This window comes from Capnocytophaga sp. oral taxon 878 (assembly GCF_002999135.1).
In the GTDB taxonomy this organism is placed as follows: Bacteria; Bacteroidota; Bacteroidia; order Flavobacteriales; family Flavobacteriaceae; genus Capnocytophaga.
On sequence record NZ_CP027229.1, the window covers coordinates 2,259,847 to 2,276,906 of the forward strand.

Consider the following 17,060-nt stretch of genomic DNA (forward strand, 5'->3'; position numbering starts at 1 on the left):
ATTTATTATTTCTTAAAAAATTCTACTATTCGTTCACAAGCCTTACCATCGCCATAAGGGTTGTGTAAAGCACTCATTTTTGAGTATTTCTCTTGGTCGTTAAGTAGTTGTTCACATTCATCTACTATTTTTTGCTCATTTGTGCCTACCAAAATAACGGTACCTGCACTTACTGCTTCAGGACGCTCGGTAGTGTCACGCATTACCAACACAGGTTTGCCTAAGCTAGGAGCTTCCTCTTGTACGCCACCACTATCCGTAATGATAAGATAGGACTGATTCATCAGCCAGACAAAAGCAGGATAAGCTAATGGAGCTATGAGTTTTACATTATCAATCCCTGATAATATGCGATAAACAGGCTCTTTTACATTAGGATTTAAATGTACAGGGTACACTATCTGTGCATTAGGGTTCCCCAATGCTATCTTTTTCAAAGCCTCACAGATATGTATAAAGCCTTCGCCTTGATTTTCACGCCTATGCCCTGTTACTAAAATTAGTTTTTTAGTTTTATCTACTATTTCCTTCAAAAAGTCAATCTCCTTATCTTGTAGATTTACAACTCTTTTAGAACTTTCTAAAAGTGCATCTATTACTGTGTTACCTGTTACTAAAATATTTTTTTCATCTACCCCTTCTCTTAGTAAGTTTTGCTTTGCTTGCTGAGTAGGAGCAAAATGAAAATCAGCTATAGTTCCTGTTACTTTTCGGTTGATCTCCTCAGGGAAAGGAGCGTATTTATTAAAGGTTCTAAGTCCTGCTTCTATATGGCATACTTTAGCACCCGCATAAAAGCCTGCAATACTCGCCGCCATAGTGGTAGTGGTATCGCCGTGTACGAATATATAGTTAGGGCTACAATCCTCTAAAACAGCTTTTAGTTCTGTAATAATTGTAGCAGTAAGTGTATACAAGTTCTGATTAGGCTTCATCACATTGAGGTCGTAATCAGCTTTTATCTCAAAAAAATCCAACACTTGATCCAACATCTCACGATGCTGAGCAGTTATACATACCTTTGTTTCAAAAGCAGTTTCTTTTTGAAAAGCTTTTATAAGAGGAACCATTTTAATAGCTTCTGGACGCGTACCAAATATGAAAAGAAATTTTTGTGTCATCTGTTTAGAAATTTTCTAATGTTATATTCTATTAACCCAGCGTGTCTTATGCCAAACAGCTTATAAAACCATAATCGTATTTTCCCTTTAAAAGATAAAATATTTTTTGGGTAATAGTCTAATAAATAGTCTAGTTCAATAAGTTTTTTTAAGTATTTTTCTTTTTGTTTTTCCTCTAAGAGATTTACACTGTTAAGGTAGATATAATAGTTATAAGATAGATAAGATAATCCTCCATTAATTTTAGACAAAAGAGGCTCTTTTTCAGAGATTATATCTATTAAATCAATAATATTTTTAGGTCTAATCTGGACAGTTAAAGATCCTTCTCTCTCTTTTCTATAATAATAAAAAGGGTTAGAATAAAGAGCATAATTGTTTATATAATGAATAATATCAGCACACCAAACAACATCCTCATGTAATTTCCCTTTAGGAAATTCAATATTATTTTCTTTTACAATAGATGTCTTTATAACTTTATTACAAGCTGTTGCATAATAAATGTCATTATTTACTAAACCTTTTAGATCTCTTTTAAAATCATAAGATTTTTTTTGTACTCCTTCATCTTTAAATTTTCTCGGAATAATTTTTTCTAAATCATAAAAACTGCTCAACTCATGGATTATTATGTCAGGATTATTTTCTCTAATAATATCATGAATTTCTGATAAAACATTTTTCCCTTTCCAAAAGTCATCACTATCTAAAAACATTAGATAATTTCCTTGAGCTTTTCTTATGCCAAAATTACGAGCATCAGAAAGTCCTCCATTAGTTTTATGTATTACTTTTATTTGACTATACTTTCCAGCATATTCATCACAAATAATAGGAGAATTATCGGTAGAGCCGTCGTCTACCAAGATAATTTCATAATCTGTAAAGTTCTGTGTCAATACAGAATTTATACACTCATGTAAGTAAGGAGCTACATTATATACAGGTATAACAATAGAAAACTGCATTTTATAAGTTTTTTAATCTGTTTTCAAACTCTTGTAACATAGTCCAAATAGCTTCTGCGGCTGTTCCTTGAAAAGGAGGTATACTCATAAAAGATTCATATTCTTTTTTATCACTATTGAGTTTTTTTACCTGTTCTATCAACTCATCTTCTTTTCCTTCCTCATAATATAAGAAAGCATCAGGATTAATAATATCAGGTTCTACAAATTCTTTTTTATCACCTCCCCCCCAATAAATAGGAATACAACCACTTTCTATAGCATCAAAGAGTTTTTCCGAAATATACCCCCTACTACTTGCATTTTCAGCACAAATATTAAACTTAAATTTTTTTAAATAATCTTTTTTTAGTGTGTAAAAAACATCAAAACTAAACTCCCCTTTTTTATAATTTCTTGGTAGCTGCTTTTCCAAATTTATTAATTCATCAGAATTATTCATAAACTTACCTGCACAAGTTATAATATCTACTTCATTAAATCCATTTACTATTTTTCTACGAATGCCATTCGTGTCATGACGTGATATTAAGCAAGTAAAAGCTGTCTTCTTTATATTTAATCTATAAGCGGGATTATTAATAAGTTCTATTTTTTGTTTAATGTCTTTAAAAGAAGCTTGTGGATGTATAAAAAAAAGCAGCCATATAGGAAAACGCAAATAGTTAGGATGGTCTATATAATCAAACCCCAAAGCTAAATCTACTTCATTTACACAATGATCAGCAAAAGCTCTCCATTGATTATTAATAGTCATCTCCTGTAAATATTCTCCTGAATAGAACACTTTTTTACCTTTTATAAACTTCATTAGTTTTCTATTACCATATACTGAGAACATATTAATAGGAGTTTGTATCCCTCTATTTCTCATAAAGTGATAAAACCAATTCAATTCTTCTGGAAGTGAAAAAAAATTATATAGCTTAGGATTCCCTTTACTCCTATATACCTTATATTGTTCTAAGAAATAGTTTAGTGTTTTCATAACATAATCTATTTTATCAAAGTTCTTGTTCTAAAAAGATGCATACATCTTGCCTTAAACTGAGTCATTATTCTTAATATGAGCATATCTACTAATGTTACATTTTTTGAATATTCAATTATTTTTTGCTCTAACTCCTGATCAGGAAAAGACAGTTTATTTTTTAATGCTAAAAGCAAATACTTAGGGTAAGCTTTAAAAAAAGAAATAAAGAGTTTTTTATACCAAGTGGGATATTTATCTATTATTGACTCTATGATTTCTTTATCTTTTTTTGCTACCTCTATCATTGTAGATAGTTTTAAGCTGTCATTCTCTAAAATTCTATATAATACTAATGGAATACCAAAGAGCTTAATTAGCTTATTTTTTTTTGCTAATCTCACATGCATTTGATAATCTAAAGAAGGATAAAAGAAATCATCAAATCCATTTTCTTCTATAATACTTTTTCTTGAAAAACAAACACCTACAATATTACAAGCATTTCCAAATTGAAAATCATACGAATGTAGTCTCATAGCTCTAATAGCTCCTTTTTTTTGTCTTTCAAAAGAATTCTTATTTTGAGTAAATATCTCTATTGCTGGATAAATAACATCTACGCTTCCCTTATAAAGACAAATAATTCTATCTATTTTTTCTATATAATCATTATATAGCAAATCATCATCATGAAGCATTACTACATAATCAGTAATAGCTAAATGAAATAGTTTATTCCAATTACCTGATGCTCCTATATTTTTAGCATTCTTATAATACAAAAGATTAGATACTTTATAACTTTGGATCAGCTGCTCTGTTTCACAATTGCGTTCAGGATTGTTATCAACTACCATTATAACAAAAGGAATAGATGTTTTCTGTGCTAGGCAACTATCAATAGCCTCCTTTAATAAATTGGCTCTCTTGTAGGTGGGAATAGCAATAGTATATTTTGTTCCTTCAGGAACTTCTCCTTCTTTAATTAGAATTGAAGGTATTTTTATAATTTCGTTATATTTCATATTTTCTTTTATTCTACTAATACTTTTTTCGTAACACTTCTCAAATACAATATCTCTACAAGTGCTGAAAGAGAAAAAGCTATAGGTAATACTAAAATATGATTTGAAACTGATATACCTATAGAAATAAAGAACATCAAACTTATAAAAGAGACTACCAAATCTTTTAGCACATAATTATCTTTATGTTTTGGAATTAGTATAAGTGCTATATAACATCCCGTTTGTAAAAAAGCAAATATTGTAAAACTCAAAATAACTGCTATCCAATAAGCATCCTCCATTTTTTCTCCTCCTAAAATAGAAATAGCAATCTTTGCTAAAGAAGCTATTCCTAACATTGCTAAAACTCCTATAATACGCTCTATTAATATAATTCTTTTTAATAACAAATGATTAAAGTTCAAAACTACTTTAGGGAAAAGAGCACTATTAATACTTGTTAAAAGTATCAAAGGAATTTGGATGATTTTATTTGCTAAATCATAAATTGCCAAATCTCTCATCCCAAAGTGAGCTCCTACGATTAAATTGAGAGCCTGAGTTTTCATTATGTTTAGAAAATTAGTATAAAAAAAATACTGAGAGGTATGTATATATTTTAAAACATAGTTAAAACTAGCCCATTTAATCTCTATTTTTTCAAAAATAAATAGATGAACAAAAGCATATATAGCTCCTAATAATGATGAACCTGTCATTATACTAGCAAATAGCAAAAGGTCTTCTGGAGTTTTCACCCATACAAATATAAATGGCAATGATAATAGTTTAAAAAACAGCTGTATATAACTTACTACTCTCATTTTTTGCACTCCTTGAAAATACCAAGTAGGAAAAAGAATATTTAGCAAAGTAGTAGCAAAACATACTATATAAACCCAAAGATGAAGTTGCAGTATAGGAAATACAAATAGTGTTATTGTAAATAAAAATATTGCAATGAGTTCTAAATAGATTTTTGTTGTAAAAATATTGGATAATACTTGTGACTTATTCTCTATTGAAAAAGGATTCTCTGCAATAAGCCGTGCTCCATACATGTCAAAACCAAAACCTACCAGACAAATAAAATAGTTTGCAATAGAAGAAGCAAATACATATATCCCATAAGATTCAGCCCCTAAAGTACGTATTAAATAAGGATAAATAAGTAGTGCAAAAAAAGAATTTAGAATTAATATTAAAGTCATAAAAAAATAATTCTCAGTTATTTTTTTATTACGTTTAATCATATCAAAAGCTAATGTAATATGTTTTTGCATTTTACGATTCTAAAAAAGGTTCCATCTTAGTTAAAGGATTTCCAAACAACATTTTAGGATATACATTTGTGTGTATATTAATATTTACATTTAATAAAAATGGAGCATTGGCATCTTCCCACATTCTATTTAATCCTATATTAATATCTTCTTCATTTTCTATTGAAAAGCTATCTATGCCATAAGCGCGAGCTATGGCTGTAAAATCGGGCGCACTATATCCCCAAACAGTAGATTGGTAACGACTTTCAAAATAACTATCCTGAAATTGTCTAATCATCCCTAAGCAATGATTGTTCAATATAACTATTTTAATAGGTAAATTATTCCGCTTTACTGTTTCTAATTCTTGAATATTTATTTGAAAACCTCCATCGCCAGAAATACATACCATAGGTTGCTTATTTAGTGCTACAGAGGCTCCTATTGCTGCTGGTAAAGAATATCCCATTGCTCCCATTCCTCCTGAAGAAAGAAACAGTTGGTCTCCATTGAGTTCTAATGATTGTGCACTCCACATTTGGTTATTACCTACATCGGTAGTGAAACCCTTAGCTTTAAAAGAGGCTTTTGAAAGTTGATGCATAAAGATATTAGGGTTTATATCTTTCACATTTTTCAACTCTAAGATATCATTATATGCCTCTCTTTTTTCTTTGATTTCTGCATTCCAATCTATAGGTAAACAATAAGAATAATCTATTTTTTGTACTTCTTCAAAAAAAGTTACCAAATCAGTATTAAGAGTTATAGTATCTGTAAACCTATTATTTAGTTCAGCAGAATCTATATCTACGTGAAATATTTGTTTCCCTTGTCTAAAAGCTTCTATATCCGCTCCTGTTTGCCTTAAATCTATGCGACTACCAAGCACTAATAATACATCCGAACTTCCTAAAGCATAATTAGCCCATCGGTTTCCATAAGTACCTATAAAACCAACTCTAAGAAGGTGAGTATAAGGTAAAACATCTACTCCTAGTAATGATGTTACTACAGGAATTTGAAACTTAGCAATAAAATTTTTAAAAAGCTCTGACGCTTGTGCTGCACGAATCCCTCTTCCTATTAATAAAAGAGGCTTTTTACTGACCTTTAATGCATCTATATATTTATTTATAAAATCATCACAAGTAGTAGGATTTTTCTCAAGAAAAGGTTTCTCCACAAGAGCATCTTCTATTTCTTGATTTTGGATATTCATAGGGATATCAATTAACACAGGGCCTGGTCTGCCTGACATAGCTATCTGATAAGCTTCTTCAAAAACATTAGGTATTTCATCTTTTGTCTTTATAGCGTAAGCCTTCTTTGTAATAGCTTCTGCCATTGCCACTATGTCTGTTTCTTGGAATCCTATTTGTCGAGTAGATTTATCTCCTTTTTGTTCATTTGTATTTACCTGCCCCGTTATAAAAATAGCTGGCACAGAGTCAAAAAAACAATTACCAATCCCTGTAAGAAGATTTGTTGCTCCAGGGCCACTTGTAGCTAATGCTACTCCTGGCTTATTTTTAATTCTTCCATAAGCGTCTGCAGCCATTGCAGCAGCTTGTTCGTGATGCATACTCACTATGTCTATACCCCCTTCCTGATTAAGGGCATCTATAATGCGAGTAATCATTCCTCCTTGTAGTTCAAAGACAGTATGAATACCTTTTTCTTTCAGAAATCTTGCTATATACTGAGTTACTTTCATATATATGAGTTTATAATTTTATCTATTATAATTGACAAAGGTTGTAAATTATGAATTCCAAAAGTTTTCTCAAATTTATGAGGATTCCCTACCATAAACATATTTTGATTTGGTCTATAAGCAATTGCTCCAAATTTCAATAATTGTTTATCTTTCTCTAATTTATCAGCTATTAAACACAATAAATCTCTTATTTTTATTGGAACTCCCGTACATAAATTATAAACTCCTGAATCATCTCTATGTTTATTAAGTATCTTTTCTATTGCTGCAACAAAATCAGCTACATACATATAATCATAAAACTGTTCTCCCTCTGTAAGTTCAATACTGTTGTTTACTAATAAACTCTTTATCACTTGAGAGAGTAACCAAGATTGGGTCTCATTTTCACCTATTATCGAAAAAACCCTTATCCAATACCAGCTTATATGATTCTCCTGAGCTATATTTCTGAGATAATGAGATGTAAATAGTTTTACAGAGGCATAGGCACCTATGGGAGTAGGTAAAAAATCTTCATTTACCTTTTCATTATAATTTCCGTATTCTGCTTGAGAACCAAGACAAATTATTTTCTTTATATTAAATAATACAGATAAGTCTATCAGTTTTTTAGAGAAATAAAAGTTTTCCATTTGTATTTCCCAATTACCTCTGTCAGTTGAAGCTACTCCTGCCCAAGCCGTATGAATAACAATATCTATAGGTTGTTCTTCAAAAGCCGTTTGCAAGGGCATACGATCTATATCATAGCTTTTAAAGGTGTTTTCAAAACCTTTTAAACGCCACATATCGGAGGTAGATCGTTTGAGTACTACTACCTTATAGCCTTTGTTTACCAAAGTTTTTAGCAAATGACTGCCGAGGAATCCTGTTGCGCCCGTTAAAAGTATTGTCATAATTATATTGCTATTTCAAATTCTTGCTTTATGTAGGATTGAAAGCTCCCACGAAAGGCATATTTTCAGCTTGCGCTGATGGGGTTTTGCCTACGAATTGTAAGAATTGGCACGAATGTTTTCAGCTTGCGCTGATAGGGTCGATATTGTAAAGAAACCGATTTATCAGTTCTACTTATTTGTGCTAAAGTTAGAAATTTACTCCGAAATATTCCTCTAATTGTTCCGCTATGTAATCTAATTCTTCCTCACCTAAGGCGGGATAGATACCTACCCAAAAGGTTTGATTCATTGTAATATCAGTATTAGTAAGGTCGCCTACGACGCGGTATTCTACTCCTTGGAAATAAGGTTGCTTGATAAGGTTACCAGCAAAGAGCAGGCGTGTGCCTATTTTCTGTTGGTCTAAAAAACGGAGCAAATCTACACGTGCGGTACCTGCGTCTTCTTTAAGGGTAATAGGGAACCCAAACCACGAAGGGTCACTATTGGGGGTTGGCTCTGGCAGATATAAAAAATCAGTAAGTGTTTGCAATCTATTTTTTAGATAAGCAAAATTCTTACGGCGTTTTTCTATAAACTCCTCTACTCGGTCTAACTGAGCCAAGCCGCAGGCTGCTTGCATATCACTGATTTTTAGGTTGTAACCTAAGTGCGAATACACATATTTATGATCGTAACCAAAAGGCAAATCGCCGTGTTGTTGCGAAAAACGGCAGTTGCAAGTATTATCTTTCCCTGGTGCGCAATAGCAATCACGTCCCCAATCGCGGAAAGACTCAGCTATAGTCTTTAGCTCCGCATTGTTAGTAAATACGGCTCCTCCTTCACCCATTGTGATATGGTGAGCTGGATAGAAACTCAGGGTAGCAATATCGCCAAAAGTACCTACTTTTTGTCCGTTATAGGTAGCACCCAAAGCATCGCAGCAATCTTCTACAAGCCAAAGGTTATATTTCTCACAAAGGGCTTTTATTTTCTCTAAGTTGAAAGGGTTCCCTAAGGTATGGGCGAGCATTATCGCCTTTGTTTTAGGGGTAATAGCTTGTTCTATAAGGTCAGCATTTACATTATGTGTGTGTAAGTCTACATCTACAAATACTGGTATAGCCCCAAACTGAATTATAGGGTTCACCGTAGTAGGGAAGCCTGCCGCTACACCTATTACCTCATCACCTTTTTTAATAGCACGTTCGCCTAATTTAGGTGAAGTAAGTGCACTAAAGGCTACTAAGTTAGCTGAAGAACCAGAATTTACCGTGATACAGTATTTTACCCCTAAAAAGGCAGCCAATTTTTCTTCGAAAGCACGGTTAAAACGTCCTGTGGTAAGCCAAGCATCAAGCGAGGCATCTACCATATTTTTTAGTTCTTGGGCTCCTAATACCTTACCTGAAGGCGGTATAACAGTAGTACCCCCCTCAAAAGGTTTCGGTTTGTAAGCCTCTTGGGCGTATTTTTCAACTAATTCAGCTATTTCTTGCCTAATGGTGTCTAAAGTCATTTATATTATAGTGTTTTTTGTTGTTAGTTCTAATTGTTATATTTCTCTATTTCTTGCAAACATTTTGCTTGCATATCATCTCCTTCTAGCCACGCACGGTGCCAATGCACTATTTGCTCCAAAGTTTGCTCTAATCGCCATTTAGGGTGCCATTTTAGGCGCATTGCAGCTTTCGAACAGTCAAGTTTTAGAAAGTTAGCTTCGTGGGGTTGTTCACTCTTGTCTATTTCATAGTGCGCTCCATCTCCCCAGAAATGTACCATCTTATCAAGTATCCACTGCACAGGTTGGCAGTCATCGTCTTTAGGCCCAAAATTCCAACCTTCAGCAAAGGCCTTCCCGTCTTGCCACAAGCGTTGTGCTAGCACTAAGTAGCCTGAAAGAGGTTCTAATACGTGTTGCCACGGACGAGTAGATAGCGGATTGCGAATAATTACCGATTGCTGTTTCTCAAAAGCGCGCAGAATATCGGGTATCAATCTATCTTCAGCCCAGTCTCCACCACCTATCACATTACCTGCACGTGCCGAGGCTACAGCTGCTGTATCGGGGGTGTGAAAAAACGACCGTTGGTAAGCCGAAACTACCAATTCAGCACAACCTTTACTATTGCTATAAGGATCGTGTCCGCCCATAGGTTCGTTTTCACGATAGCCCCATTCCCATTCGCGGTTTTCATAACATTTGTCAGTAGTAATTACTACTATCGCTCTTAAGTGCGAGGCATAGCGCGAAGCTTCAAGCACATTCACAGTCCCCATCACGTTAGTGCTATAAGTCTCAATAGGCTCTTTATACGAAAGCCTTACCAAAGGCTGTGCTGCTAAGTGTAGCAATATATCGGGGTTAAAAGTATGTATGCTCTCCGAGAGTTTGCTGAAATCACGAATATCACCTATCTCACTCTGCATCTGCTGTGCTACTTTAGCCTCAACAAAAAGAGACGGATTTGTAGGTGGATTTAAAGAAAATCCTTTTACTTCAGCACCCATCTGTTGTAGCCACAGCGATAGCCACGAACCTTTAAAGCCCGTATGCCCTGTGATAAATACACGCTTACCTTTCCAAAAATGAGTATCTACTTTTCCTATTGCCATACCTTCCAAGGTGCTTTGTTGTTTTGCCATAATTCTTCCAAAAGCGTTTTATCACGGAGCGTATCCATTGGTTGCCAAAAACCTTCGTGCTTATAACACATCAACTGTCCGTCTGTGGCTAAGCCTTTTAGCGGTTCTTGTTCCCAAATAGTGCTATCTCCTTTTATGCGCTCTATTACTTTAGGTGATAGTACAAAGAACCCTCCATTAATAAGCGCTCCATCTCCTTTCGGCTTTTCTTGGAACTTCATAATCTGATTATTTACTATATCCAAAGCTCCAAATCTACCTGGGGGATAGACTCCTGTAAGAGTTGCCTCCTTACCGTGAGCTTTATGAAAAGCTACTAATTTAGCAATATCAATATCAGCTACTCCGTCGCCATAAGTAAAGCAAAAAGCTTCTTCGTTTTCAATATATGGCAAAACACGTTTAAGGCGCCCTCCCGTCATAGAGTGCTCTCCTGTATCAATAAGAGTAACTTTCCAAGGTTCAGCGCGTTTTTGGTGTACGTGCATCTCATTATTTGCCATATCAAAAGTAATATCCGATTGATGTAAAAAATAATTAGCAAAATATTCCTTGATGATATAGCCCTTATAACCACAACAAATGATAAACTCATTAATGCCGTAGTGCGAATATATTTTGAGAATATGCCATAAGATAGGCATTCCTCCTATTTCTACCATTGGTTTAGGTCTCAAGGCTGTTTCCTCACTCAATCGTGTGCCGAGACCACCTGCTAAAATTACTGCTTTCATAAAAATTAATCTACTTATTGCTTGAAAATTAATCACTTATTTGCCTGCAACAAATGCATCAGCGAAAAAATTCTCTCCTTTCAATCCTTGTTTAGTGAGAAGTTCCTGAGCGCTTTGTATCATTGCCTCACTACCACAAGCATACACTTGCGCTGTAGGCCAACTGATAGCCTGTGCTGAAGCTATCTCTTGCACATACCCTTTTGCTCCTTGCCAATCGTCCTCACGAGTCAATACTGGTATATATTCAAAATGAGCAAAGGTAAAATCAGGCTTCCAAAATAAGTCTTCTTTTTTTCTTCCTCCCCACAAAAGCCACACTTTTTTATTAACTAATAATTCCGGACTAGCTTGCAGCTGTTCTAAAATGGCTTTTATAGGTGCAATACCAGTACCTGTAGCTAATAATACAATATCGGTGCATACTTCATTATGCCGGTAAAAGAAAGTGCCCAAAGGTCCCTCTACTCTAAGCAAATCATTAGGCTTAGCCTCATTAAACCAATAGTTGCTAAATAGTCCCCCTTCATAATTGCGAATAAAGAGTTTCAGCTGGTTGCTTTCATACTGACTATGGCTAATAGAATAGCTGCGCTTATGTCCATTTCTGATAATATCTACATATTGCCCCGCTAAAAACTGAAAATCTACCTTAGGAGGCAAACGCAACACTACCTCTACAATATTACCATTAATATGAGTAATATTACTTATTTTGCAAGGGCTCACTTGAGAGGCAGGTAGTTTTACACCCAAATCTTCTATATCTAATCTTATGTCTGAACGGGGTACTACATTGCACGAAAGTACATAGCCTGCTACTTTCTCTTCAGCGGTAAGCACCTTTTCTTCTTGGAGGTTTTCTACTTTTCCTTCAAGTACTTTCACTTTACAGCTTCTACAACGTGCTTCAAAACAAGAATACTCTAAACTAATATCATTATCTAAAGCAGCTTTTAGTAAAGAGGTGTTCTCATCACAAGTATAAGTTATATTGTTTTTTAGATGTATAGTGTGTTTTTTCAACTCTTTAAAAACTTTTATTTAATGTTTTATTCTTGAACTAAACCCCTATCTGCAGATATTCCCAGCCCTTATTTGGTAATGCAAAAGCATTGTATTGATTACGCCCATCAAAGATAATTTTTTGTTTAAGCTGTTTAGCCATTTCTTCAAAGTCAGGGGCACGAAACTCTTTCCATTCAGTTAGTAGTAGCAAAGCATCTGCTCCTTTTAGGGCTTCGTACTTACTATCTACATAAGTTATGGGTATATCTTTTAGGTAACATACCTTTGCCTCGTGCACTGCTTTAGGGTCGTAGGCTTGTATGGTAGCTCCTCGTTTTACTAATTCTTTGATGATATAGATAGAAGGTGCTTCACGCATATCGTCAGTTTCAGGTTTGAATGATAAGCCCCAAATAGCAAAAGTCTTGCCTGTAAGGTCTTCACCATATCGTTTTATCACCTTTTGAGCTATAACGTACTTCTGACGATTGTTTACATTATCTACTGACTCTATAAGTTCCGCTTTATAACCAACTTCTTCTGCTAATTTTTTAAGAGCTAATACATCTTTAGGAAAACAAGAGCCTCCATATCCACAACCAGGATAAATAAAGCTATAGCCTATACGACTATCAGAACCTATACCAATGCGAACCTTATTCACATCTGCGCCTACTCGTTCACAGATATTGGCTATCTCATTCATAAATGAAATCTTAGTGGCGAGCATAGCATTGGCTGCATATTTAGTCATTTCAGCAGAACGAATATCCATAGTAATAAAACGTTCATGCTGTAAGAAAAAAGATGAGTACAATTCTTTCATCTTGCTAAAGGCATACTGGTTATCAGCTCCTATTACTACACGATCAGGTTTTAAAAAGTCCTGAATAGCTTTGCCTTCTTTTAAGAACTCTGGATTAGATACTATATGAAATTCGTATTGCACTCCTCGCTTATCCAAAGCTGCTTGCACTGTAGCTCGCACTTTATCAGCTGTGCCTACTGGTACTGTTGATTTATCTACTATTATCAACTCTCCTTGCATAGCTTCACCTATACCTTGTGATACAGATAATACATATTGCAAATCGGCTGAACCATCATCACCCATTGGAGTGCCTACTGCTATGAATACCACCTCAGCATCTTTAATAGCTTCAGTAAGATTGGTAGTGAAAAATAAATTTTTATGAGTTACATTATTCAATACCATTTCTTCCAATCCAGGTTCATAGATAGGTACAATACCCTGCTTAAGTTTCTCTATCTTCTGTGTGTTTACATCTACACAAGTTACCTTGTTGCCAACTTCGGCAAAACAAGTACCTGACACTAAGCCTACATAACCAGTACCAATAATTGTAATTCTCACTCTGTTTTTTTTCTTGTATTTTTGACAAAAGTAGGTAATAAATTCTATACCTCCAAATTTTTCAATTGCTTTTTAGCGTTCGTTTTCAATAAATAATGGTCAAGAGCTACAGTCATTGAAGGACTATCAGGAGAAGGAGCTTTAATATCTATTATTAAGCCTGCTTCTTCGGCGGCCTTAAGGGTAGCATCGCCATAAACTGCTATTTTGGTTTTTTGTTGACTAAAATCAGGGAAACTTTTAAAAAGAGCCTCGATACCAGCTGGTGAAAAGAATGTAAGTATATCATACTTATGCTGTTTTAATGCTGAAATATCACAATAAACAGTGCGGTAAAACACTACTCGTTCCCACTTTATTTTGAGAGCATCAAGAGCTGCTGAGGCCTCGGGCTTAGGAGAATCGGAGCCCGGAAAGAGAAATTTTTCGTCTTTATACTTTTTCAGGATTGGTAAAAGATCATTGAATTCTTTTTTCCCTACATATATCTTGCGCTTGCGGTAGGTGATGTATTTCTGCAAGTAGAAAGCAATAGCTTCGGACTGGCAGAAGTACTTCATAGTATCGGGTACTTTAAAGCGCATTTCATCGGCTATACGAAAATAATGATCGACTGATTTGCGGCTAGTGAGGATGATAGCAGTAAATTTCGTGAGGTCAATTTTTTGCATACGAATATCTTTTGCAGTCATTCCTTCTACCTTGATGAAAGGCACAAAATCGACTTTTACATTGTGGTTTTCAATGATTTGAGTGTAAGGTGAGTTTTCGGCCTTTGGTTCTGGTTGCGAAACTAATATCGTTTTTACTTTCATACTTAATATTATTCTTTACACTTCCTAAAATCTCTTACTCGATTTATGAGAAAAAAATTACCTCTTACTTTGGTCTTTACTATGTACTAAGCAGGTGCTTCCCAATGTAAATGAGATATATATAGGGTGCTATTTCAAGGGCGCAAAGATACAAAATAAAATAGAATAAGTAGGGTTTTATTTGCTTTAGATTGTTTTTAATAATCTTTAACCAGCTTAACGCATTGATTATCAGAAGTGTTAAAAAGAGAAGGGATAGGAAAGGTTTTGTCATCCCGAAGGTATAAATACCTAAGAAAAGGAGCAGCAAAACAAAGATAGCTGCATAGGATGAGTAGGCTATACGAGTGAAAATATAATCCTTACTAAAGTCGGTTAGGCTAAACAAACTGCTTATTGACTGTTGTAATATAAGCTTTAATAAAAGTATAGCCATAACTACAAGCTCTATTTCTAAAAACATATATTTTTCGGTGAACAACTGAGTAACACCAAAATGCTTTAACCCTACATATACAAGTAGTGCCAAACAGAGACTTTGCAGCAAATAGAGTACTATAGTAAACAGGTGTAACTTACGTTCTTTCTTGCCATAAATAATAATATACTTATCATTTACTAATAAGCGAGTATAATCGGAAAAGTGCTTGGGATAAAACACACGCAAAAAAGCAAATAACCCAAAAATGAGCAAGAAGGCTGGGAATATCCAATTAATGTAAGTATGTTGTAGGGGGATGACTTCCAAAGTATTATTAATTATTTTATAGATTCAAGTTGCTGTCCTAAAGATTGTGAAGGCAAGGCTGATGCCTTACTCATACTATCACGCTGAGCATTTAGTCGTTTTTCTACTTTTTGCACTATATCATCATACTCCTTAGGATAGGAGGCATAATATATCATATTTTGTGAGAGCGAAATACTATCGGTATGGTATTTTTGGTAAATAAACTCTTGTGGATTGAATTGCAATGAGTCCAACAGATGTGCGTGTGAGTTTTTCATTGTTTCTAATATTGCCATATCGTACAACAAATTTTCCATCTGCTGTTCATCAAGAAAGTTTTTAGGCTTGGGGACTATATTCTGCCTACAAGCTGTAAAAATTAGTAATAAGATTATAATATAAGTGATTTTTTTCATTGTTTTATCTGTTGAATGTTACGCGTTGCCCTTTATTAGGTTCTAATATTTTGCCTTGATGATATACTAAACTACCATTCACAAAGGTGCTTACTATCTTACTATGGAACTGTTGCCCTTCAAGCGGACTCCAGCCACATTTGTAGAGCAGATTGTTTTTCTGCACTGTCCATTGGGTATCCAGATCCACTAGCACAAGATCGGCGTAATAACCTTCACGCAAGAACCCACGGTCTTTTACCTGAAAAAGGATTGCAGGATTATGACACATTTTCTCTACTATTTTTTCGATAGAAATACTACCTTCGTAGGATTTTTCGAGCATAGCCACAAGCGAATGCTGTACCAAAGGCGCCCCTGAAGGGATATTGACATAGCCCTTGCGCTGTTTTTCTTCGAGGGTGTGAGGCGCGTGATCGGTAGCAATCACATCTAGGCGGTCGTCTAAGAGGGCTTGCCACAGTGCTGTGCGGTCATCGGCTGTTTTTACTGCCGGATTCCATTTGATGAAAGCCCCACGAGTAGCGTAATCTTCTTCGGAAAACCACAAGTGATGCACACACACCTCAGCGGTGATTTTCTTATCTTTTAGTGGCATATCATTGCGGAAAAGGTCGGTTTCCTTAGCTGTTGAAAGGTGGAACACGTGCAAGCGTGCGCCGGTTTTTTCAGCCAGAGCAATGGCGCGTGAAGAGGATAGATAGCAAGCCTCAGCACTGCGGATATGAGGATGCATAGCAATAGGGATATCATCACCATACAATTCTTGATAGTGGGCTAAGTTTTTGCGAATAGTTGCTTCATCTTCACAATGAGCAGCGATGACCAAATCTACATTATTGAAAATAGCTTCTATGGTTTTCTCGTTGTCTACGAGCATATTTCCTGTGGAAGAACCTAAGAAGAGTTTTACCCCTGCACAAGCGTTTTTATCTAAGCGTTTCAGTTCTTCAAGGTTGTCGTTCGTGCCTCCTAAAAAGAAAGAATAGTTGGCAAACGATGATTGTTTGGCAATTGCAAATTTCTCTTCCAAAAGCGGAATTGTTACGGTTTGGGGTACGGTGTTAGGTTGCTCAAAAAAGGTAGTAACCCCGCCGGCTACCGCAGCCCTGCTTTCGGTAGCTATAGTAGCTTTGTGAGTAAGCCCAGGTTCGCGGAAGTGCACTTGATCATCAATCACTCCAGGGATGAGATACTTGCCTTCGGCTTCTATCACCTCGTAATTTCCTTTGGGAGTAATGTGAGAGTCTATTTGTGCAATGCGTTCGCCCTCAATGAGGAGGTCGCCTTGAAAGAGGGTATTTTCGTTTACGATGATTGCGTTTTTGATAAGGGTTTTCATTAGGCTTGATTTTATTCTCGCTGCAAAATTACAAATTATTCATTAACCTACAA

At 35.1% G+C, this 17,060-nt stretch carries 16 protein-coding genes; all 16 read right to left on the reverse strand.

Annotation, left to right across the window (positions count from 1 at the left end; all coding sequences use genetic code 11):
* Positions 1–5: 5 nt before the first annotated feature.
* The 16 genes from wecB to C4H12_RS10330 all read right to left on the reverse strand — a co-directional run bounded on the left by wecB (position 6) and on the right by C4H12_RS10330 (position 17,007).
* Positions 6–1,121 (reverse strand): non-hydrolyzing UDP-N-acetylglucosamine 2-epimerase, encoded by a 1,116-nt coding sequence (wecB, locus tag C4H12_RS10255; RefSeq protein WP_106098833.1) that lies wholly within the window; start codon positions 1,119–1,121, stop codon positions 6–8.
* A complete protein-coding gene (locus tag C4H12_RS10260; RefSeq protein WP_106098834.1) occupies positions 1,118–2,092 on the reverse strand; it encodes a glycosyltransferase family 2 protein in 975 nt (324 codons plus the stop codon). The genes wecB and C4H12_RS10260 overlap by 4 nt, the downstream gene beginning before the upstream one ends.
* Position 2,093: 1 nt before the next feature.
* Positions 2,094–2,903, reverse strand: a complete 810-nt coding sequence (locus C4H12_RS10265; RefSeq protein ID WP_164997599.1) for a glycosyltransferase family 10 domain-containing protein — start codon at positions 2,901–2,903, stop codon at positions 2,094–2,096.
* Between the two features lie 185 nt (positions 2,904–3,088).
* Positions 3,089–4,090 (reverse strand): glycosyltransferase family 2 protein, encoded by a 1,002-nt coding sequence (locus tag C4H12_RS10270; protein WP_106098836.1) that lies wholly within the window; start codon positions 4,088–4,090, stop codon positions 3,089–3,091.
* An 8-nt stretch (positions 4,091–4,098) separates the two neighbouring features.
* Positions 4,099–5,355, reverse strand: a complete 1,257-nt coding sequence (locus C4H12_RS10275; protein ID WP_106098837.1) for an oligosaccharide flippase family protein — start codon at positions 5,353–5,355, stop codon at positions 4,099–4,101.
* A 1-nt stretch (position 5,356) separates the two neighbouring features.
* The gene (locus C4H12_RS10280; RefSeq protein WP_106098838.1) at positions 5,357–7,054 is read right to left on the reverse strand and encodes a thiamine pyrophosphate-binding protein; all 1,698 of its coding nucleotides are present in this window, start codon (positions 7,052–7,054) and stop codon (positions 5,357–5,359) included.
* Positions 7,051–7,956 carry an NAD(P)-dependent oxidoreductase gene (locus C4H12_RS10285; RefSeq protein WP_106098839.1) on the reverse strand — a complete coding sequence of 302 codons (906 nt, stop codon included), beginning with the start codon at positions 7,954–7,956 and terminating at the stop codon, positions 7,051–7,053. The genes C4H12_RS10280 and C4H12_RS10285 overlap by 4 nt, the downstream gene beginning before the upstream one ends.
* Before the next feature lie 190 nt (positions 7,957–8,146).
* Positions 8,147–9,460 carry a lipopolysaccharide biosynthesis protein RfbH gene (gene rfbH / locus C4H12_RS10290; protein WP_106098840.1) on the reverse strand — a complete coding sequence of 438 codons (1,314 nt, stop codon included), beginning with the start codon at positions 9,458–9,460 and terminating at the stop codon, positions 8,147–8,149.
* A gap of 29 nt (positions 9,461–9,489) precedes the next feature.
* Positions 9,490–10,557: a CDP-glucose 4,6-dehydratase gene (rfbG, locus tag C4H12_RS10295; RefSeq protein WP_106099477.1), complete on the reverse strand. Its 1,068-nt coding sequence runs from the start codon at positions 10,555–10,557 to the stop codon at positions 9,490–9,492.
* Positions 10,548–11,321 carry a glucose-1-phosphate cytidylyltransferase gene (rfbF, locus tag C4H12_RS10300; protein WP_106099478.1) on the reverse strand — a complete coding sequence of 258 codons (774 nt, stop codon included), beginning with the start codon at positions 11,319–11,321 and terminating at the stop codon, positions 10,548–10,550. The genes rfbG and rfbF overlap by 10 nt, the downstream gene beginning before the upstream one ends.
* Before the next feature lie 36 nt (positions 11,322–11,357).
* Positions 11,358–12,347, reverse strand: coding sequence for an FAD-binding oxidoreductase (locus tag C4H12_RS10305; RefSeq protein ID WP_106098841.1), 990 nt, complete (start codon positions 12,345–12,347; stop codon positions 11,358–11,360).
* A gap of 37 nt (positions 12,348–12,384) precedes the next feature.
* A complete protein-coding gene (locus C4H12_RS10310) occupies positions 12,385–13,704 on the reverse strand; it encodes a UDP-glucose/GDP-mannose dehydrogenase family protein (RefSeq protein ID WP_106098842.1) in 1,320 nt (439 codons plus the stop codon).
* A gap of 44 nt (positions 13,705–13,748) precedes the next feature.
* Positions 13,749–14,519: a uroporphyrinogen-III synthase gene (locus C4H12_RS10315; protein ID WP_106098843.1), complete on the reverse strand. Its 771-nt coding sequence runs from the start codon at positions 14,517–14,519 to the stop codon at positions 13,749–13,751.
* 79 nt (positions 14,520–14,598) lie between these two features.
* A complete protein-coding gene (locus tag C4H12_RS10320) occupies positions 14,599–15,267 on the reverse strand; it encodes a DUF4271 domain-containing protein (protein ID WP_106098844.1) in 669 nt (222 codons plus the stop codon).
* An 11-nt stretch (positions 15,268–15,278) separates the two neighbouring features.
* A complete protein-coding gene (locus tag C4H12_RS10325) occupies positions 15,279–15,665 on the reverse strand; it encodes a DUF4296 domain-containing protein (RefSeq protein ID WP_106098845.1) in 387 nt (128 codons plus the stop codon).
* A gap of 4 nt (positions 15,666–15,669) precedes the next feature.
* Entirely contained in the window at positions 15,670–17,007 is a 1,338-nt protein-coding gene (locus C4H12_RS10330; protein ID WP_106098846.1) for a dihydroorotase, read from the reverse strand.
* Between the last annotated feature and the right edge of the window lie 53 nt (positions 17,008–17,060).